The 19,086-nt window shown below is 61.2% G+C and carries 16 protein-coding genes and 1 other annotated feature; of the genes, 5 read left to right on the plus strand and 11 right to left on the minus strand.

What is annotated here, in order from left to right:
* Positions 1 to 30 precede the first annotated feature (30 nt).
* The 6 genes from OB03_RS00670 to OB03_RS00695 all read right to left on the minus strand — a co-directional run bounded on the left by OB03_RS00670 (position 31) and on the right by OB03_RS00695 (position 7,303).
* Positions 31 to 1,200 carry an ABC transporter permease gene (locus tag OB03_RS00670; RefSeq protein ID WP_461342874.1) on the minus strand — a complete coding sequence of 390 codons (1,170 nt, stop codon included), beginning with the start codon at positions 1,198 to 1,200 and terminating at the stop codon, positions 31 to 33.
* Positions 1,201 to 1,204: 4 nt separating this feature from the next.
* Positions 1,205 to 1,894, minus strand: a complete 690-nt coding sequence (locus tag OB03_RS00675) for an ABC transporter ATP-binding protein (RefSeq protein ID WP_461342875.1) — start codon at positions 1,892 to 1,894, stop codon at positions 1,205 to 1,207.
* A gap of 36 nt (positions 1,895 to 1,930) precedes the next feature.
* Positions 1,931 to 2,458 (minus strand): hypothetical protein, encoded by a 528-nt coding sequence (locus OB03_RS00680; RefSeq protein ID WP_242914378.1) that lies wholly within the window; start codon positions 2,456 to 2,458, stop codon positions 1,931 to 1,933.
* 211 nt (positions 2,459 to 2,669) lie between these two features.
* Positions 2,670 to 4,523, minus strand: coding sequence for an acetyl/propionyl/methylcrotonyl-CoA carboxylase subunit alpha (locus OB03_RS00685; protein ID WP_461342876.1), 1,854 nt, complete (start codon positions 4,521 to 4,523; stop codon positions 2,670 to 2,672).
* A 4-nt stretch (positions 4,524 to 4,527) separates the two neighbouring features.
* Entirely contained in the window at positions 4,528 to 6,105 is a 1,578-nt protein-coding gene (locus tag OB03_RS00690; RefSeq protein ID WP_242914400.1) for a carboxyl transferase domain-containing protein, read from the minus strand.
* A 34-nt stretch (positions 6,106 to 6,139) separates the two neighbouring features.
* Complete coding sequence (locus OB03_RS00695) at positions 6,140 to 7,303, minus strand: isovaleryl-CoA dehydrogenase (protein ID WP_461342877.1); 1,164 nt, start codon at positions 7,301 to 7,303, stop codon at positions 6,140 to 6,142.
* A 108-nt stretch (positions 7,304 to 7,411) separates the two neighbouring features.
* Here OB03_RS00695 and OB03_RS00700 point away from each other — a divergent pair, with 108 nt between their 5' ends.
* From OB03_RS00700 to OB03_RS00715, 4 genes are all read left to right on the plus strand, one after another.
* Positions 7,412 to 8,275, plus strand: a complete 864-nt coding sequence (locus OB03_RS00700; protein WP_461342878.1) for a LysR family transcriptional regulator — start codon at positions 7,412 to 7,414, stop codon at positions 8,273 to 8,275.
* 280 nt (positions 8,276 to 8,555) lie between these two features.
* Complete coding sequence (locus OB03_RS00705) at positions 8,556 to 9,395, plus strand: GNAT family N-acetyltransferase (RefSeq protein ID WP_461342879.1); 840 nt, start codon at positions 8,556 to 8,558, stop codon at positions 9,393 to 9,395.
* A 16-nt stretch (positions 9,396 to 9,411) separates the two neighbouring features.
* Positions 9,412 to 9,852, plus strand: coding sequence for a YybH family protein (locus OB03_RS00710; protein ID WP_242914383.1), 441 nt, complete (start codon positions 9,412 to 9,414; stop codon positions 9,850 to 9,852).
* Entirely contained in the window at positions 9,849 to 10,958 is a 1,110-nt protein-coding gene (locus OB03_RS00715; RefSeq protein ID WP_461342880.1) for a serine hydrolase domain-containing protein, read from the plus strand. The genes OB03_RS00710 and OB03_RS00715 overlap by 4 nt, the downstream gene beginning before the upstream one ends.
* On the opposite strand, the gene OB03_RS00720 is transcribed toward OB03_RS00715, so the two are convergent.
* From OB03_RS00720 to OB03_RS00730, 3 genes are all read right to left on the minus strand, one after another.
* Positions 10,955 to 12,406: a UdgX family uracil-DNA binding protein gene (locus tag OB03_RS00720; protein WP_461342881.1), complete on the minus strand. Its 1,452-nt coding sequence runs from the start codon at positions 12,404 to 12,406 to the stop codon at positions 10,955 to 10,957. The genes OB03_RS00715 and OB03_RS00720 overlap by 4 nt on opposite strands.
* Positions 12,406 to 13,647: a putative DNA modification/repair radical SAM protein gene (locus OB03_RS00725; RefSeq protein ID WP_242914386.1), complete on the minus strand. Its 1,242-nt coding sequence runs from the start codon at positions 13,645 to 13,647 to the stop codon at positions 12,406 to 12,408. The genes OB03_RS00720 and OB03_RS00725 overlap by 1 nt, the downstream gene beginning before the upstream one ends.
* A 68-nt stretch (positions 13,648 to 13,715) precedes the next feature.
* Positions 13,716 to 14,840: a lysozyme inhibitor LprI family protein gene (locus OB03_RS00730; RefSeq protein WP_461342882.1), complete on the minus strand. Its 1,125-nt coding sequence runs from the start codon at positions 14,838 to 14,840 to the stop codon at positions 13,716 to 13,718.
* A 133-nt stretch (positions 14,841 to 14,973) separates the two neighbouring features.
* Positions 14,974 to 15,034 (plus strand) — a sequence feature (sul1 is cis-regulatory element that is thought to sense ions involved in sulfur or methionine metabolism; They are found in Alphaproteobacteria).
* A 43-nt stretch (positions 15,035 to 15,077) separates the two neighbouring features.
* On the opposite strand from OB03_RS00730, the gene OB03_RS00735 reads away from it, so the two are divergent.
* On the plus strand, positions 15,078 to 16,535 hold the full coding sequence (locus OB03_RS00735) for a SulP family inorganic anion transporter (RefSeq protein ID WP_461342883.1): 1,458 nt from the start codon (positions 15,078 to 15,080) through the stop codon (positions 16,533 to 16,535).
* A gap of 44 nt (positions 16,536 to 16,579) precedes the next feature.
* Here OB03_RS00735 and OB03_RS00740 read toward each other — a convergent pair whose 3' ends face one another.
* Together OB03_RS00740 and OB03_RS00745 are read right to left on the minus strand one after the other, a co-directional pair.
* Positions 16,580 to 18,235 (minus strand): methyl-accepting chemotaxis protein, encoded by a 1,656-nt coding sequence (locus tag OB03_RS00740; RefSeq protein ID WP_461342884.1) that lies wholly within the window; start codon positions 18,233 to 18,235, stop codon positions 16,580 to 16,582.
* Between the two features lie 87 nt (positions 18,236 to 18,322).
* A complete protein-coding gene (locus OB03_RS00745; protein ID WP_461342885.1) occupies positions 18,323 to 18,874 on the minus strand; it encodes a type 1 glutamine amidotransferase domain-containing protein in 552 nt (183 codons plus the stop codon).
* Positions 18,875 to 19,086 lie beyond the last annotated feature (212 nt).

Genomic DNA, 19,086 nt, shown 5'->3' on the forward strand with positions numbered 1-19,086 from the left:
GCCACCCCCGCAAACAACAGCGCCAACACACTAATCCGCACGCAACGCCTCCACAGGAAGTATTCGCGAAGCCGAAACCGCCGGATGGATGCCGAAAACAAGCCCCACCGCGCCTGCGATACCCGTCCCCCAAACCAGAACCATCGGATCGAACGCAAAGCTGATGGGCAGAACCAAACACCCCAGCGCCGTCAACCCAACCCCCGCCAGAGCGCCTAGGAGACCCCCGCCCACAGACAGGGCCACGGCTTCGACGATGAAGATGAAAACGATCTCGGACGGCGTCGCCCCTATGGCGGCCCTCAGTCCGATCTCGCGACGACGCTCCATGACCGACATCAGCATGACATTCATCACGCCTACCCCGCCGACCAACAGCGACACCGAACCAATGGCGACCAAAATGGCCGACATCAGGTTCATCTGGCTTTTCATCGCCGCGATCATTTCCTTGGGAGTCAGTGCCTTAATGGCCTGACCGCGTGACAGCATCTGGCGCTGAAGGCCGACGGCCCAGTCTGACGGATCCGTATCTGCATTCACCTTCACCAGGGCATGGCTGAAACCCGTACGGGTCATCACCCGGCGAGCGCATGACAGGCCGATCAGCGCAGCCTCGTCCGGAGACACTGGGTTCAAGGCCTGAGTGGATACAGGCGGCAAAATGCCAACGACGTTGAAGCCATATCCGTCGATAAAGGCCAGATCGCCCACCTTGGCCCTTGTCTCTTTCGCGGCGCGTGCGCCCAAAACGGTGGCCCCGTTACAGCCATCGACGGACGACAGGTCCCGACCGCGCTCGGCGTGCAGCTTCAACATCTCCAGAGCGTCGATCGACACCGCAGCCACAGAGACTGACATTGTCTGACCCGCGATACGCAAGGTGGAGCGGCCCACGGCCATTGGCGCGGAGGCGAGAACACGCGGATCGGCCCTCACCACCGCGTCGAGCGTTTCGGAAGACAACCAATCCTGAGCTGCGTTTTCAGGGCTGATTTGAACGGTGTCGACGCCGACCTGCTGGAACCGCGCCATCACCTCGGAGCGGGCGATGTGTGAAAAGCTCATCAGAGCCACGATAGAGGCCGATCCGATCATCACACCCAGCAGGGCCAGCAAAGAGCGCCGCCCCTGCGCGCGCAGGCTGGAAATCGCCTCGCGGGTTAGCTCGATCCAAACCCCTCCCCCTATGCGCGCCATTAGCTTACCGCTCCACGCTGGAAACGATGCGCCCGTCGCGCATGACCACACGGTGGTCGCAGGTACCGGCCAAATTCTCGTCGTGCGTCACCATCAATATCGAGACGCCGTTGCGAAGGTTTATGTCGCGCAACAACTCCATCACCCGGCCTCCACTCTCGCTGTCCAGATTACCGGTCGGCTCGTCGGCCAGCAGAAGGCGCGGCTGGGTGATCAGAGCGCGGGCGATCGCCACGCGCTGTCGCTGGCCACCTGAGAGTTCGTCCGGTCGGTGGTGAATGCGATCGGCCAGCCCCACGCGTTCGAGTTGGGCCATCGCGGCATCGCGCCGCTCCCGCCGTCCAACAGCGCGGTGGACCAAGGGCAGAGCGACGTTTTCCCATGCCGTTAAACGGGGAAGCAGATGGAATGACTGGAAGACGAAACCGATGAGGCGGTTACGAACCTTGGCCGCTTCGTAGGCATCCAGACCGGAAACCCGCTGGCCCGCCAGCTCGATCTCGCCTTCCTGTGCGCGGTCCAAAAGACCGATCAGGTTCAATAGCGTACTTTTTCCGGACCCCGACGATCCAGTTAAGGCCCACATCTCACCCGAGGGCATAGACAGGCTAACCCGATCCAGAACCATCGTTCTGGACCGGGCCGGCCCATAGCCATGTGTGACGTCGGATAATCGCAACATGGTCAGACTCATGCCGCCGGATCTGGCAGGATCCGGCGGCACAGTGCCTTAGGTGCGGCTGATGGTGACAGCCGAACCGGCTTGCAGGTCGCCGTTGATGTAGCAGTCGCCTGCACTGCCGACGCCCGGCAGCACGACGTTGTTAAACAGGGCGATCTTGTTCACATCGTCCCAGTCCGCTTCGACCGTACCTTGGCAGGTGCTGGTCAGGGTGTTCACCGTCAGATTGATGATGCGGATCTTGGTGGCAACGCCCGAGCTGCTGGCATCCGGGGTGACGATCTGCACTTCATGAGCCAGACCGGGGAAGCTGACCAGGCCGCACAGGCCGAGAGTACCACCCGAGAGGCTGGCGCTGGTCAGCCAGGCCTTCTTACCGTCGCTCTCGAAATAGAGCTGGAAGTCGGCGTTGCAGTTCAGGTTCACAGTCTGACGGACATTCAGCTGGCCCGTCAGCGAGTTCGTGACGAGGTTCTGATAGGTGCCGTGCGGCTGGAAGTTCTGGTCGCCAGCAAAGGCCGGAGCGCCAACAGCGATGGCAGCGATAGCTGCGAACGAAGCGATGATGCGTTTCATGGAATGTTTCCTCCCACTTACAACCTCTGATTGAGGTCGATGAAAGGATTCCACAATCTACAGTTGAGTCAACAGGTATGATTCACCGTAAAAACTGACACTTGCTCCGCTGCACCGCACAATGATTACCCTTTTAGGTTGTGAATGCACATAAAAAGGAGCCCCTCCAATCTCTCGGAGAGGCTCCTGATTCACAAAAACTGGACCGAAGTTACTCGGTGTCGATTTTGGCCAGCAGGGCGTCGACCTGAACCTGATCGCCAGCGGTGCAGTTCACCTCCTGAACCACGCCGTCGAACGGTGCGGTCAGGCTGTGTTCCATCTTCATGGCTTCGAGCGTCAGCAGCTTCTGGCCCTTGGTGACGGTTTCGCCCGCAGCGACTTCAACCGCGATCACCTTACCCGGCATGGGGGCGAGGATGGAGCCAGAGCCGACACCACCGTCTGCACCACCGACCGCACGCCACGGCTTCAGCACCAAGCGCTCGCCGCCTTCGTTCAGAGCGATCTCGCGACGCGGCGGGCCGTCCATAGGCTCGCCCAGTTCAACGGTGAAATCGCGGCCGAACTGATCGGCCAGACGCATCTGGCGTTTTCCGGGTGCGTTCAGACGCAGACCCGCAGACGACGCCCACGGTCCGCGACCACCGCCGATAAGCGCAGCGGCAGCCATTTCCAGACCTTCGACCGACGGCTCGGGTCGCGTGGTCAGTTCTTCCAGCTTGCGACCGATCAGGCCGGTATCAACCGTGCCCGCGGCAAATTGTTCGTCGCCCAGCACGCGATAGAGGAAACCCGCGTTGGTGATAAGCGGGCCGCACTCCCCTTCATCCAGCGCAAAGCGCAGGTCGGCAATCGCCTCTTCGCGCGTATCGCCGTGGACGATCAGCTTGGCGATCATCGGGTCATAGTGGGGGCTGATTTCCGCGCCCTCTTCCACACCGGTATCGACGCGCACCAGATGGTCCGGATAGTCGAACACATCGAGACGACCAATCGACGGCAGGAAGCCCTTAGTCGGGTCCTCGGCATAGAGGCGAACCTCCATGGCCCAGCCGTTGATCGACAGTTCGTCCTGACGCTTGGGCAGCGGCTCGCCCGAGGCGGCACGCAGTTGCCATTCCACCAGATCAACGCCCGTGATCTCTTCGGTCACAGGGTGCTCGACTTGCAGGCGGGTGTTCATTTCCATGAACCAGATGCGGTCGGCGCGCAGGCCTTCCGAGCCATCGGCGATGAACTCGATGGTGCCAGCGCCCTGATAGTCTACGGCCTTGGCGGCACGAACGGCGGCGGCGCAAAGCTTAGCACGGGTCGCCTCGTCCATGCCGGGGGCCGGAGCCTCTTCAACCACCTTCTGGTGGCGGCGTTGTAGCGAACAATCACGCTCGAACAGGTGGACGACATTGCCGTGGCTGTCGCCGAACACCTGCACCTCGATGTGGCGGGGCGAGAGGATGTATTTCTCGATCAGCACATGGTCATTGCCAAACGAAGCCGCCGCCTCGCGCTTGCACGAGGCCAGAGCGTCAAGGAAATCCGCCGCCTGTTCGACCAGACGCATTCCCTTGCCGCCACCACCGGCGACGGCCTTGATGAGCACCGGATAGCCGATCTTGTCGGCTTCCGCCTTCAGGGGATCGAGTTCCTGATTTTCGCCCATATAGCCCGGCGTGACGGGTACGCCGGCATCGGCCATCAGCTTCTTGGCAGCATCCTTCAGACCCATCGCCGTGATGGATTTCGGCAGCGGCCCGACCCAGATCAGGCCCGCATCCATAACGGCCTGAGCGAATTCGGCATTTTCAGACAGGAAGCCATAACCGGGGTGGATGGCTTCGGCTCCAGTCTGTTTGGCGGCGGCGATGATCTTGTCACCGACCAGATAGGATTCGCGCGTCGGCGCAGGGCCAATGTGCACAGCCTCGTCGGCCAAGCGGACGTGCAGCGCATCGGCATCAGCGTCCGAATAGACGGCCACCGTGCGGATACCCAGACGGCGGGCGGTGCGGATGACGCGGCAGGCGATTTCGCCACGATTGGCGATCAGAACAGATTTCATCATCGCATTACATCCTAAACACGCCAAAGGAAGGACGATCGGCAATCGGGGCCTGTAGCGCGGCCTCCAGAGCCAGACCCAGCACGTCGCGGGTCTGCACAGGGTCGATCACCCCGTCGTCCCACAGGCGGGCCGTGGCGTAATAGGGATTGCCCTCGTCCTCGTATTTCTGGCGCACCGGAGCCTTGAAGGCTTCGGCCTCTTCCGGCGTCCATTTGGCGGCGTCGCGGTGCACAGTCGCCAGAACGCTGGCCGCCTGTTCGCCGCCCATCACGCTGATGCGGCTGTTGGGCCAGGTGAACAGGAAGCGCGGGGAATAGGCCCGGCCACACATGCCATAGTTGCCCGCGCCAAAGCTGCCGCCGATCAGGACGGTGATCTTGGGCACATTGGCCGTAGCCACTGCCGTCACCAGCTTGGCACCATGCTTGGCGATGCCCTCAGACTCGTACTTACCGCCGACCATGAAGCCGGAAATGTTCTGAAGGAACAGCAGCGGAATTTTGCGCTGGCAGGCCAGTTCGATGAAGTGCGCACCCTTCTGCGCGCTTTCGCTGAACAGCACGCCGTTGTTAGCCAAAATAGCGACCGGCATCCCGTGGATGTGAGCGAAGCCGCAAACCAGCGTGGTGCCGTAAAGCGATTTGAACTCGTGGAATTCTGAGGCATCCACGATGCGCGCGATCACCTCATGCACATCGTAGGGCGCACGGACGTCCTCCGGCACGATGGCATAGAGGTCCTCGGCCGCATATTTCGGCTCAACCGGCTCTTGCAGGTTCACATTGGCGAACACCGGCGGCGGCAAGGTGGCGACGATGTCGCGCACGACGGTCAGGGCGTGTTCGTCATTGTCGGCGACGTGGTCGACCACGCCGGACTTGCGACCGTGGACCTCGGCACCACCGAGATCCTCGGCGCTGATGACCTCGCCCGTTGCGGCCTGAACCAGCGGCGGGCCGGCAAGGAAGATGGTCCCCTTGCCGCGCACGATCACAGTCTCGTCCGACATGGCCGGAACATAGGCCCCACCTGCCGTACAGCTGCCCATCACACAGGCGATCTGGGCGATGCCCTTTGCGGACATCTGGGCCTGATTGAAGAAGATGCGGCCAAAGTGGTCGCGGTCCGGGAAGACCTCGGCCTGATTGGGCAGGTTCGCCCCACCGCTATCGACCAGATAGACGCACGGCAGATGGTTCTCGAGCGCGATCTCTTGGGCGCGCAGGTGCTTCTTCACCGTCATCGGGAAGTAAGTGCCGCCTTTAACGGTGGCATCGTTGCACACGATCATGACCTGACGGCCCGACACACGGCCAATACCGCAGATCATGCCTGCACCCGGCACCTCGTCGTTATAGAGGCCGTTGGCGACCAGTTGGCCGATCTCGAGGAAGGACGAGCCGGGGTCCAGCAGACGCTCGACCCGCTCGCGTGGCAGCAGCTTCTCGCGGGCCACGTGGCGCTCGCGGGACTTTTCGTCACCGCCCAGCGCCGCCTTGGCGACCTTGGCGCGAAGCTCCTCGGCAAGCTGGCGGTTGAACGCCGCCCGCGCCTTGGCCTCGGCGCTATCGACATTGACCATGGAGGTCAGAACAGGAGCCGTCATTACCGTATCCTCAGCGTGCGCCGATCAGCTCGCGGCCGATCAGCATGCGACGGATTTCATTGGTGCCCGCGCCGATATCCATCAGCTTGGCATCGCGCAGATAACGCTCGACCGGCCAATCCTTGGTGTAACCGGCCCCGCCCAGTGCCTGAACGGCTTCGGCTGCCGTGCGGAAGGCGTTTTCCGAGGCCAACAGCACGCAGCCAGCGGCATCGTAACGGGTGGTCTGGCCCGCATCACAGGCCCGCGCTACGGCATAGGAATAGGCACGCGCCGACTGCAGGGCGACATACATGTCCGCCACCTTGGCCTGCATCAGCTGGAAGGTACCCAACGCCTTGCCGAACTGCTGACGCTCGCGAACGTAAGGGATCACGGTATCCAAGCAGGCCTGCATGATGCCCAGCTGGATGCCCGACAGCACCACGCGCTCATAGTCCAGACCCGACATCAGAACACCGACGCCGCCGTTCAGCGGTCCCATGATGTTCTCTTCCGGCACGAAGCAGTCCTCGAACACCAGCTCGGCCGTCGGCGAGCCGCGCATGCCCATCTTGTCGATCTTCTGGCCGATGGAGAAACCGGTGAAGTCCTTCTCGATGATGAAGGCAGTGATGCCGCGGCTGCCTGCCTCTGCATCGGTCTTGGCATAGACCACCAGAGTGTCGGCATAGGCCGAGTTGGTGATCCAGAACTTCGTGCCGTTCAGGCGATAGCCGCCGTCCACCTTATCGGCGCGCAACTTCATACTAACAACGTCCGAGCCCGCGTTCACTTCCGACATGGCCAGCGAGCCGACATGCTCGCCCGACACCAGCTTGGGCAGGTATTTGTCTTTTTGCTCTCGGGTGCCCCAGCGGCGGATCTGGTTCACACACAGGTTGGAGTGCGCCCCATAGGACAGACCCACGGATGCCGAGGCGCGGGAGACTTCTTCGACCGCGATCACATGGTCCAGATAGCCGAGGCCCAGACCGCCCCACTCTTCCTCGACCGTGATGCCGTGAAGGCCCAGCTCGCCCATGGCCGGCCACAGGTCGCGCGGGAACCAGTCCTCCGCGTCCACCTTGGCCGCCAGCGGCGCGATCTGCTCGTCGGCAAAGCGGGCCGCGCTTTCGCGGATCATGTTGGCGGCTTCAGTCAGACCGAAATCGAAATCAGGCGTAGCGCGCATTGGACTTTGTCCTTGTTCCGGGATGCGTTTCCTCGTTGCGCGAAGGGTACGACGCCGCTCAGCTTTCGATAAATGGAAAGTTCGTGAAGTTTCAGATAGGTATTTTCTATGCTGAAGCGCTCACACGTTCGCCAATTCCTTGCTGTCGTCGACAGCGGCAGCTTTACCGCCGCCGCCGCGCGCGTTCGCATCACCCAGCCCACCTTATCCGTCGGCATCGCAGAGATGGAAAAGACGGTCGGGGTCAAGCTGTTCATCCGCGACCGAAAACACGTGCGACTGACCGAGGCGGGAGCGCGGCTGCTTCCCATCGCCCGACAATTGGAACAGGGCTTTCGCGCCGCCGAGAGCCTGAACGCCCCCGCGCGCGAAGGCTCTCGCCTTATGCGGCTGGGCGTCCTGCGCACCCTAGCCCCCGAGATGGTCAAGATTGCCGTCGAAACGCTCCGGTCGGACTGCGAACTGGAACTCGTTGAAGGATCAGGTCACGAACTGAGGACCGGCCTGTCCGGCGGACGCCTCGATGCTGCGATCACTCTTCTCAAACCCGATGACCATACGGAGCTTTCCCGAACCCTCTTCACCGAACCCTATGTGATGCTGGCCGCCCACGGGCACCATCTGGCCGACAGCGTGGTGCGTCCCGAAGCATTGGCCGGTGAAGTCATGATTGCCCGTCGCGCTTGCGAAAGGCTTCAGGATACCAGCCGCTTCTTCACCCGATCCGGTGTTCGGCCGCGCTTTGCCCTACGCTCCGACAACGACGCCTTATGCCTTGGGATGGTCGAGGCCGGGTTGGGAATCACGACCGCCCCCCTGTCGTTGATGACCCCTAAAATGCGCCAGATCGGTATTGTCGGATACGACTTCGAGCGCACGATAGGCCTGATCCGCTCAGGAGCGAGCGTGCCGGATTTTCCGTCGATCAATCAGTTGCACAGCCGCCTGAATGTTTTGATCGAAGACGTCTGACGCGATGGAGGTTGCGGGACGACAACGCGCGCGCCCAAGTACCGCAAAGCGTTCAGTATGCTGGTGTTTCTTTCGCCTGACAGAACATTACTTAAGCGTAATCATATAATTATGGCTTGGCCGTTACAGCGATTTCACTTTTCCTAGTTCCGTTTGCAACTAGGATGTAACGGTGATCGTCGGAGTATACCGACGCGCTCAATCGAATATTTCCCCTGATTGAACGGAGCCCGCCGTGAGAAGCCCCATCCTTGCCTTTCAGCCTGCCTCGTCGTTGCCGATGAGCAAACTGACGCTGCTGTGGCGAGATGTTTATTCCAACTATCCCGTGCCGCTGCCCTTCACCGAGGACGAACTGGATCGCTTCATCCGCATGTCCGGCATTTGCCTCGATCTCTCCCAAATCGCGCTCGCCGACGACCAGCCGGTGGGGCTCTCCTTGGCAGGCAGCGACGGTGATACAGCTTGGATCGGCGGCTTTGGCATAGCGTCTTTGCATCGCCGCTGCGGGATCGGACTTGCCATGCTCCGCTCGCAAACGCGCGAGTTTGACCAACGCGGTATCCGCAACAGCCGACTGGAAGTGATCACCACCAACCGCGCCCGCCGTCTGTATGCGAACTCGGGCTATGTGGATCGCCGTCGCCTCTACAGCTTCAACAGTCCAGCCGTGGGCAACTCTGCGGACCCACTGGAGGTGGTGCCGGTGGAGGACCTGCCCGCCCTGCATCAAAGACTTCATGTGGGTGTCAGCGCCGCACCGTGGCAGCGGGAACTGCCGGGCGTCATGCGCGCCGTTGAACGTGATCACCTGACCATTCTGGGTTGGCGCGGTCCGAACGGTATCGCTGCCTATGCGGTTGAACAAAACCGCTCGGGCCTGACCCACTTGGTTGACGCGGTGGCGGAGTGTGCATCGTCAGCCGAAGGACTGGTGTCTTCTCTGGCGGCCCGCAGCCGTGGCCGCCGCATCAGTCTGGGCGACGAGCCTTCCAACTCTCCTGTCGCCAAAGCGTTCAAGCGCTTCGGTGCCAGCCCGCGCATTCAACGCATGGAGATGGTCCGCCTCGCCAATCTCCCCACTGAAGTCCGGCGGGTACGTGACTATGCCATGGCTTGATCCCGCCAAACGTAGTATGGCGATTATGCCGTCAGCACTGGTTGTGGCGGCGTCACCGGCCATGGCACTGCCCAGCCCGCAGGCGGCCTTCGAAGCCTATCGCGACCTGATCAATCGGCATGATTTCGAGTTGCTGGCCGAGACGGTGATGGGCCCCCACCCTGTGTTTGTCTTTGCAGACAAGCGGCACGACGGGCTGGACGCGGTGCGAGCGGCTTTTCGCCAGACGTGGATAGTTTTGCCGGACGAAACCTATTCGATGACCCACGAGCGGTGGCTGTTCTCGGATGATGAACATGCCGCCTGCACCTTCATCTACACCTATCGCGGCACAATGGCCGACGGCCGCGCCCTCAGCGGCGGCGGCCAGGGCGTAAACCTATTCCAGCGCACCGATAACGGATGGCGACTGGTCTTTGAACAACTGACACCTGACACCTCGAGAGCCGACAAATGAGCGGTACCCCACTCGCCCTGACGGCCTTGGCCTTTGGCAACTTTACGACGGGTCTGGATATGACGGCGTTGAATGCCGCCGTCGCCGACCTGCCCCAGCCATCCGTCGTTTACGTCATTGGCGGCTGCGTACCCGAAGGCCTTGCCCTGGCTGCCACTGGAACGCACCCAACGGCCCAGACCGCTCCCCTCAACGAGAACAGCCCCGTTCGGACCGCCAGCATCACCAAGACGTTCACCGCCGCCACGATAATGCGGCTGTGGGAGCAACAGCGGCTCGATTTGGATGCGCCAATGTCCGAACTGGCGTCGGCCAGTTTGATGGCTCCGCTGGTGAAGGCTGGATACGACGTGGACGCCATCACAGTTCGCCACCTATTGAACCACACCTCGGGTCTATACGACCATGCGTCCGATACCCGATATCAGCAGATGTGGCTGGACAATCCTGACCACCACTGGACCCGTCAGGAACAGGTGGAGCTGTCTGCTTCTTTCAGCGGACCATTGCATTCGCCGGGAACGCGCTTTGCCTATGCCGATACCGGCTACATCATACTTGGTGACATCATCGAGCAGGTTACGGGCCAGCCTCTTCATCAGGCGGTTCGCGAACAGCTAAAGCTGGAACAGTTCGGCCTTAACAGCACGTGGTGGGAGGTCGCCGAAACCGCGCCCTCGACGAGCCAACCCAAGGCGCGTCAGCTCTGGAAGGGTCACGATATCGACCGCCTTCACGGCTCGCTCGACATGTACGGCGGAGGCGGTCTGATTATGTCCGCCCGCGATCTGGCCATCTTCTTTGCAGCACTGTTCGAGGATCAGGTCTTCGACCACCCGCGCACCTTGTCGGAGATGACGCGGTTCCTGCCACATGAAGGCGGAGCGTCCTACCGGCTGGGGATCATGGCAACACCGGAACAGCCGGACTGGCGAAACAAGGGATTTTGGCATTCCGGCTTCTGGGGCACGGTTACCTATTACATCCCTGCCAAGCGTCTGGCTGTGAGCGGCGTCACAGCCGATCAATCCGGCTATCCGGCCCTGCACGAAGCGGTGAAGGAGGTTATCGCCGCCCTTCCCTGTCAGTGGGAAGGTGGACGCTAGGAGAGGACCTTACCGGTACTCTTCAAATACGCGGCCGCCAGCGACAGATCGGTCGAGAACGCTTTCTGCGCCCGTATCCGTTCGTTGGGGTCAGGGTGCCGCAAGATATACGCCGGGTGATAGGTTATCAGCAGCGCGCCCTGAGGCCCCTCTTCGATGCGGCCACGCAGGTCGTTGACGCTGACGGTATGGCCCAGAATGCCGCGCGCGGCGCTGGCCCCCATTGCCACGATCAACTCGGGTTGGACCAGGGCGCGCTCGTGATCCAGCCACCAGCGGCAATGATCGATCTCTGCGGCTGACGGCGACTTGTGCAATCTCTGTCGGCCATGCACCGTGTGTTTGAAATGTTTGACCGCATTGGTCAGATAGACCGTGTCGCGCTCCAGTCCCGCTTCGAGCATCGCCTTGTCCAGCACCTTGCCTGCTGGCCCGACAAAGGGTGTGCCTGCGATATCTTCCTGATCTCCCGGCTGCTCGCCCACAATCATAAGACGCGAACGTTTAGGCCCCTGCCCGCATACAGGCTGGGTTGCATCGCGCCACAGCGGGCAGCGGCGGCACCCTGCGAGCGCAGCATTCAGGGCATCCAGATTTTCGGGCACCACATCATCGGTGACGGCACGATCGACGACTGCCGCCTTGACCTGATCGAAGCGTCGATTGGGCTCGGGCGCGGGGGCATTGACCATCTGCTCGGTGCGTCCGGTCGCATCGGCGATCATTCCGGCGATAAGGTCGGCTTCGGGCAGGTTCTTCCAATAGGATTTCGGCATCTCGGCCTGCATCGCCTTGGTTCGCAGCCGTGCGGGATTAAAGGTCGAGGCGTAATAGGTTTTCCAGAAGTCTTCGACCTCGTCTTCCTGAGGCGCGTCCTCCTTTCGGGCGGGTGGCCCAAAGGTGAGGGTCTTCAGATCCCAGTGCGCTGTACCGTCAGGCGTCAGAATGCTCCAGCGCATATTGGCATAGCGGCGCGCGAAGAAGGGGGCGGTCTTTTCCAGCACGCGGTGCGCGGGCTCGAACCAGGCGATCCAGTGCTCGTTGTCGCCCTCGCCCTGTTGGCGAAAACGCACGAAGGCCTTCATCTTGTGCGAGGCGCGGCTGACATTCTTGGCCATTTCGACGGCGCGGGCCACGTCCCGATCCGAGGTGACCTTGATCAGGTTCGGCTCATCCTGAAGTCGCCACAGCAGCCGGTAAAGCAGGTCATATCGATCTGCATCCCGATGCAGCATGACTTCGCGCGCCAGATCGACAAAAGCCTTCGACACTTTGAACGAGCGATTGCCAGACCTCCCCGGTATGGGTTCGTCACCGAACAGGCCATCCTGTCCATTGCCGACGACGAACCTGACCCGGGCCGGCTCGACACCCTCCAGTCTCAGATTGCGCGCCGCGTCACGCCAGCTGTCGAAATCGGTTTCCCCCGCCAGATGGACGGTCCGCATCAGAACAGGCTCAACTGCTGGGGCTGTTTTTCCGGCACCAATCGCGCGCGAAGATCGATGGCGTCTGTCAGCCCGCCCGGCGACCAATCCAGCGCCGTAATCCACGGCCTGACCTTATCGATAGACCGCGTCAGTCGCGCCACATCTTCCAGCCTTAGCGTCCGGTAGCGCCGCACCGAAATGATGCGGTCGATAGCCTTCACGCCCAGACCAGGTACCCGCAGCAAGTCTTCGCGCTGGGCCGTGTTCACGTCCACGGGATAGACTTCCCGCTTCTTAAGCGCCCACGCCAGCTTGGGATCGATAGCCAGATCCAGCATGCCGCCTTCGGCTCCCTCGGCAATCTCGGGGGCGGTGAAACCATAGAAACGCATCAGCCAGTCCGCCTGATAAAGGCGGTGCTCGCGCATCAGGGGCGGACGCGAGACGGGCAAAATCGCCGAACTATCGGGAATGGGGCTGAAGGCCGAGTAATAGACGCGGCGCAGGCCATAGCCCCCGTAAAGCGACGAGGATCGGTCCAGTATCTCGGTATCCGGCGCGCCATCGGCACCGACGATTAACTGGGTCGACTGCCCACCGGGAGCAAAGCTCGGCGGCTTGATCCGGTCACGCTTGCCCGGCTTGGCCTCTTCCATCTTCAGACGGACCTGCCCCATGGCCTTGCGGATGACGCGGGCATCCTTTTCCGGGGCCAGACGCCCCAGCGCTTCGTCCCTTGGCAGTTCGATATTGGCAGACAGACGGTCTGCATAAAGGCCCGCCAGTTCAATCAGGCGCTGGTCCGCTTCGGGGATGAGTTTCAGATGGATGTAGCCCCGGAAGTCATGCTCTTCGCGCAGCTTGCGGGCTACTTCGACCAACTGCTCCATCGTATAGTCGCTGGAGCGGATAATGCCCGACGACAGGAACAAGCCCTCGATATAGTTGCGCTTATAGAAGCTCAGCGTCAGGTCCACGACCTCGTCGACACTAAAGCGCGCGCGCTCGACGTTCGAACTGGAGCGGTTGATGCAGTAGGCGCAGTCATAGATGCAGAAGTTCGTCAGCAGAATCTTCAGCAGGCTGACGCAACGCCCGTCCGGCGTATAGGCGTGACAAATGCCCATGCCTTCGGTCGAGCCCACGCCCGTCCCGCCTCTGGAGTCGCGCTTTTTCGCGCCCGAAGAAGCACAGGATGCGTCATATTTCGCCGCATCGGCGAGGACTGAAAGCTTACGTCTAAGATCGATACGCGCCATATGTTCATGATATGTTCCATTGGTTGCGATGTCTATCCGCTTCGACCAAAGGTTGGCGCATCGCTCCCCTATGGCGCGACTTTTTCGGCAAGCCTTTCTTGGTAGAGTTCGGTCAGGGCGAGAACGCCCATGGTCCGGTCACGCCGCGCAATATAGCTCATGCGTTCATCAAAGACCTCGGAACGGTCGTGGGCGTAGGCCAGTCTGCGTGAGGCCTCGGCCGCCTCGCGGCGTTCCAGTGCCCGCAAGCTTGGTTCCGAGCAGATCGTTCGTTCCGCCACGGTGCTCGCATGCGCACAGCCGAACGAGGTGTCGTCCTCGCCAGGGAGGTTCAACCATACAGGCGGGATATATCCGCTTTGCGCCAGTTTGAACTGGATCAGTTCAGGCGCAGTTAAATCCACACCTCCCGCACCCGTCGCACACGGCTGGATCGCCCCGTCGATGCGGCATACCTGTATTGGCTTTTGGTCAGCCAGTTGCAGTACCAGCGACCAGGCCTCTTCCAGCTTGCCGACCTGGGCCGACCTCGCCGCATAGATACCGCAGGCCTCAATGGTCTGTAGATCCTCGCAGGCCGTTCGCGCGAGCTCGCGCTTCTGGTTGCGGTGGAGCGCATATTGGCTATGCGCAGTCTGTTCCAGAATGCCTTCATCCTTGACGATGAAATAGGATTCCGGCCCGCCCAAAGTCGCGCCGCCAAAGGCTACGGCGGGAAACGAAGTGTCCACCAACACAAACTCTCGGCGACCGTCACCATTGACGTCTACCGGTGGGCGGATGGGATGTTCGCTGGCGAAGGGCAGTTTGTAGGCGATCCAGCCGCTGTTGGCCGATCTTACAACCCAGCCGATGTGGCGCGTCCGGTTATCCACGACGGACGACGTGGCGATGAAGTAATGACGGTGGGCACCAGACTCTTCGAGTGCGACCGGCATGACCGAGAACTGGCTGGCACCATTCAGCTCCAGCACCTGCTTGTCCTTGCCCTTGATGATCAGCACGCCGCTGCCGTCTTTACGGCTTTGGACAGCAAACGAGGCGTTGGCAAACTGATAGGTTCCGGTTTGGGCGGTTAGGTTTATCGGCTCGTCCGACGGAATGGAGGCCTCGTGTGGTCGATCTGCGCAAGAAGAGAGACTTGCTCCCAGCAGAGACAGGGCACCAACGACACCAAACCTCTTGATACTCATACGCAAATAATCCCCCCGAACCGGAGGACGGCTTCTAGGGCCCATTCATTAACAAGCTTTGCTGTAAAACCCTGTCGGTCTGTTCAGCGCGAACTTGCTCTATGGCCCTTCAACAGGCATGACCTAGACGAACTTTGGACCCGCAGGCTTGGCCGTGCGGGTGGCTATGCTGGCCGCCTATCCGCCAGCAAACCTGAGCGTTAGGCGGATTGCCTACGCCCGAATGGTCTGAGACCCATGTCAGTCTTCACCTCGGCGCGCCAACAATGGCTTGCGCAACCCGGTCGCGATCTATTGGCCGGGACAGTGGTCGGCCTCGCCCTGATCCCCGAAGCTATCGCCTTCTCCATTATCGCGGGCGTCGATCCTGCGGTCGGTCTGTACGCCAGCTTCATTATTGCGGTCACCATCGCCTTTGTCGGCGGCCGTCCGGCGATGATTTCTGCTGCGACAGGTGCCATGGCCCTGCTTATGGGCGGACTGGTCCGCGACCACGGCATCGAGTTCCTGTTTGCCGCCTCTCTTCTGTGCGGCGTCATCCAGATCGTCGTCGGCCTGTTCAGGCTGGGCCGCTATATCCGTTTCGTCAGCAAGAGCGTGATGAGCGGATTTCTGAACGCGCTCGCCATCCTGATCTTCCTTGCCCAACTCCCACATCTGGCCGGAGCAAACTGGCACGCCTATGCGCTGGTCGCGGCCTCTTTGACGATCATCTATGGCTTCCCCAAGCTGAACAAGACGATCCCCTCCCCGCTCGTCGCTATCGTGGTGCTCAGCGTGGCCTCGGCCCTGATTGGGCTGGACGTCAAGACGGTTGGTGACATGGGCGACCTGCCGACCACCCTGCCATCCTTCCATATGCCTATGGTCCCCCTGACGTGGGAGACATTGATCATCATCGTGCCGGTCTCCCTCACGCTAGCCTTCGTCGGCCTCATGGAAACGTTGCTGACGGCCAATGTGCTGGATGATCTGACCGACACCCCGTCAGACAAGGATCGCGAAACCCGAGGTCAGGGCGTTGCCAACATCGCCGCCTCTCTGTTCGGCGGCATGGCGGGCTGCGCCATGATTGGCCAGTCGATCATCAATGTGACCTCCGGCGGTCGGGGCCGACTGTCGACCCTATGGGCGGGTGTCTTCCTGATGGTGCTGATCCTGATCCTGTCGCGCTGGGTTGGGCAGATTCCAATGGCTGCTCTTGTCGGCGTCATGTTCATGGTCTCTTTCAAGACCTTTGACTGGAGTTCAGTGCGCCGTCTGCGCTCTATACCGGTCCAGTCGACCATCGTGATGCTGGCCACTGCGGGCGTGGTATTGTGGACCCACGACCTATCGAAAGGTGTCGTTGTCGGCGTCGTGCTTTCGGCCATCTTCTTCATGCGCAAGGTTGCAAAGATGATCGTCGTTACTGAGCTGGACACACCAGAGTCCGGCGCACTTCATTATCGCGTCGAAGGGCAATTGTTCTTCGCTTCGGCCGAACTGTTCGCGGCCAGCTTCGAATACCATGGCCAACCGCGCGACGTCCGCATCGACATGACCGGCACCCACATCTGGGATCAGACCGGCGTCGCCTCTCTCGACAAGGTTGTCGGCCGCTACACCGCACGAGGAGCACAGGTTCATATCCTCGGCCTGAACCCGTCCAGTCAGACCTTGTTTGACAGGCTGGCCCAACAGCCCGCCGACTGAAACGACTAAGGGGGCAGATCACTCTGCCCCCTTTTTCTTCACGTCTAGAAGTCTTCCCAGTCCGAACTCGCCGCGACAGACAGATTGGCCCGCCCGCCGCCGGCGGCGCGACGGCTGAGCGTCGCTTCAACGTCGGCATTGTGCGGCGTCGGTATGGGCACAACGGGGCGTGCTGCGTCCGAGCCACGCGACGGTGGCATTGCAGCGACCGTTGCGGGCGCGCGCGTAGTCACACCGGCGCGGGCTGCCAGCTTGAACTTGCTCACCAGTGTCGTGAGCTTTTCTGCCTCGTTGGTCAGGTGGTGGCAGGCCGCCGTCGATTGCTCGACCATCGCCGCGTTCTGCTGGGTCGTCTGATCCATCTGGTTCACTGAGGCGTTGACCTCGGTCAGGGTCGTCGCCTGTTCCTTGGCGGAAGCGCTGATCTCGTTCATCAGTTCGGCGATCTCGCTCACCTTGGTGACGATGTCGGACAACACGTCGCCGGTTTGTCCCACCAGCTTCACACCATTCTTCACCTGCTGAGAACTGGACGAGATCAGCGTCTTGATCTCCTTGGCCGCATCCGCCGAGCGCTGTGCCAGCGCCCGCACCTCGGACGCCACGACTGCGAAACCGCGGCCCGCATCACCTGCACGGGCGGCCTCCACCCCTGCGTTCAACGCCAGAAGATTGGTCTGAAACGCGATCTCGTCGATCACCCCGATGATGCGCCCGATCTGATCGGACGAAGACTCAATCTCGCCCATGGCGGACACGGCATCGGCCACGACCTCGCTACTGCGCTGGGCGTCGTTCTTGGCACCGGTGACGGCCTGGTGGGCCTTCTGGGCACCGTCGGAGGTTCGTTTAACGGTGACAGTAATTTCGTCGAGTGCCGCTGCTGTTTGCTGTAGCGATGCCGCCTGTCGCTCGGTGCGACTAGACAGGTCATCGGAAGCGCCGGCGATTTCATTGGCACCGGCGCGCATCAAGCCGACGTTCTCCGACACCTCCTGCATGGCTGCTTCCAGCCGCTCCATCGCGACGTTGAAGTCGGTCTTGAGTTGGGCATAGTCGCCGCTGAACTCTTCATAGATGCGGGTCGTGAGGTCGCCATCTGCCAGACGCGCCAGGGACGTGGCCGTAACCTCGACAACTCGTTTCTGTGCGGCCTCTGCCTCGGCACGCAGCGCATCAGCCTCCTTGCGGGCCTTTTCCGCAGCCTGGAGGTAGATCGAGATGACAAAGTCCATGTCCAGCAGCGCGGCTTTGACCACTGCGCCTATGGTCTTGCCCAAGGCCTCGCCGCCATCGCCTTTGGCGAAACGCTTGCGCTTCTTCTCGTGGTCCCGAACCACGGCCTTGACCAGCCCATCCAGCACAAGCGCATAGCCGCCAATGTACCAGCGCGGCTCCAACCCGATACGGGCGTGGGTGCCGCCGATGCGCTGGACACTGTCGGTATAGGTGGAGTCATACCGTGCGGACGCAATCTGAGACCAGTGCCGCGACTGTCCGGACTTCGCGCCGGAAATCATTTGCTCGGTATTGAAGAAGCGCGAGACCGCCGGATAGGCTCTCACTTGCGCGTAAAAGGCATCCAAGCTGCTGCTCAGCGCATCTTCAATAACCGGCTTCGCCGTGGCCAGAGCCTGACGGGTATCACCGTCTAACTGGATGAAGGACAGGCGCTCGTTGAGGGCCGTGCTATCCGACATTTTGGGTACCTCAGTCGTGGGGGATGCTGAGGCCCATCATCGTCAACCACTGTTATTTATTTCTAAGCCTGAACTACGGACAATTACTCAGGCGGCCATACGCTCGCTGAGCGCCGCTATGATGGCCTTATTGAAGGCTGGCAGGTCGTCGGGGTCGCGGCTGGTAATAACGCCATTGTCCTCGGCAACCTCTACATCGACCCAGATAGCACCCGCATTCTCCAGATCGGTCCGTAGGCTCTTATAGGACGTCAGACGACGCCCCTTGGCCAAGCCTGCTTCGATCAGCAACCACGGGGCATGACAAATGGCCGCGACCGGCTTGCCCAGATCACCAAAGGCATTGGTGAAGGCAATCGTTTTGGAATCGAGGCGGAACTTGTCGGCCCCCACCGTCCCGCCGGGAACCACCAACAGGTCGAAATCCTCGGCAGACACGTCGTCCAACGTCGCGTCGATCGGGTATTTGGCAACGGGATCCAGATCGTTTGCGAAAGTCTCGCCTTCACCCGCTTCCATGCCGACAACAACCACCTTGGCACCGGCTGCCTCTAGCGCAGCCTTCGGTTTAGTGAACTCCGCATGCTCACTGCCACGCGGTGCCAACAGGATGGCGACGGTTTTTCCGTTCAACGACATTCCGGGGTCCTTTCCCTAAGGGCCCATCCGCTTTGACGTGGCGGCAGGGCTAAAAGTGCCAAGGAGCAATCCGTCACCCGATGTGTCCGTTCCGAAGGGTGGCCCGTTCTGTTCAGTATCGGGATCAAATATCTGCCAGTAGGGCGTGATCTCATCCCCGCTCGACCGGCAAATCCACTTTTGCCCGAGCGTGAGACAGCAAAAAGCCCCGC

The organism is Brevundimonas sp. GN22, from assembly GCF_054824005.1.

What these genes read in the sequence shown, in the direction of transcription:
- OB03_RS00705 (WP_461342879.1), top strand. Translation starts at nt 8,556, where the DNA reads ATGAGCAAACTGACGCTGCTGTGGCGAGATGTTTATTCCAACTATCCC.
- OB03_RS00690 (WP_242914400.1), bottom strand. Translation starts at nt 6,105, where the DNA reads ATGGTCAATGTCGATAGCGCCGAGGCCAAGGCGCGGGCGGCGTTCAAC.
- OB03_RS00730 (WP_461342882.1), bottom strand. Translation starts at nt 14,840, where the DNA reads ATGAGTATCAAGAGGTTTGGTGTCGTTGGTGCCCTGTCTCTGCTGGGA.
- OB03_RS00720 (WP_461342881.1), bottom strand. Translation starts at nt 12,406, where the DNA reads ATGCGGACCGTCCATCTGGCGGGGGAAACCGATTTCGACAGCTGGCGT.
- OB03_RS00680 (WP_242914378.1), bottom strand. Translation starts at nt 2,458, where the DNA reads ATGAAACGCATCATCGCTTCGTTCGCAGCTATCGCTGCCATCGCTGTT.
- OB03_RS00735 (WP_461342883.1), top strand. Translation starts at nt 15,078, where the DNA reads ATGTCAGTCTTCACCTCGGCGCGCCAACAATGGCTTGCGCAACCCGGT.
- OB03_RS00745 (WP_461342885.1), bottom strand. Translation starts at nt 18,874, where the DNA reads ATGTCGTTGAACGGAAAAACCGTCGCCATCCTGTTGGCACCGCGTGGC.
- OB03_RS00670 (WP_461342874.1), bottom strand. Translation starts at nt 1,200, where the DNA reads ATGGCGCGCATAGGGGGAGGGGTTTGGATCGAGCTAACCCGCGAGGCG.
- OB03_RS00695 (WP_461342877.1), bottom strand. Translation starts at nt 7,303, where the DNA reads ATGCGCGCTACGCCTGATTTCGATTTCGGTCTGACTGAAGCCGCCAAC.
- OB03_RS00675 (WP_461342875.1), bottom strand. Translation starts at nt 1,894, where the DNA reads ATGAGTCTGACCATGTTGCGATTATCCGACGTCACACATGGCTATGGG.
- OB03_RS00725 (WP_242914386.1), bottom strand. Translation starts at nt 13,647, where the DNA reads ATGGCGCGTATCGATCTTAGACGTAAGCTTTCAGTCCTCGCCGATGCG.
- OB03_RS00685 (WP_461342876.1), bottom strand. Translation starts at nt 4,523, where the DNA reads ATGATGAAATCTGTTCTGATCGCCAATCGTGGCGAAATCGCCTGCCGC.
- OB03_RS00715 (WP_461342880.1), top strand. Translation starts at nt 9,849, where the DNA reads ATGAGCGGTACCCCACTCGCCCTGACGGCCTTGGCCTTTGGCAACTTT.
- OB03_RS00740 (WP_461342884.1), bottom strand. Translation starts at nt 18,235, where the DNA reads ATGTCGGATAGCACGGCCCTCAACGAGCGCCTGTCCTTCATCCAGTTA.
- OB03_RS00710 (WP_242914383.1), top strand. Translation starts at nt 9,412, where the DNA reads ATGGCGATTATGCCGTCAGCACTGGTTGTGGCGGCGTCACCGGCCATG.
- OB03_RS00700 (WP_461342878.1), top strand. Translation starts at nt 7,412, where the DNA reads ATGCTGAAGCGCTCACACGTTCGCCAATTCCTTGCTGTCGTCGACAGC.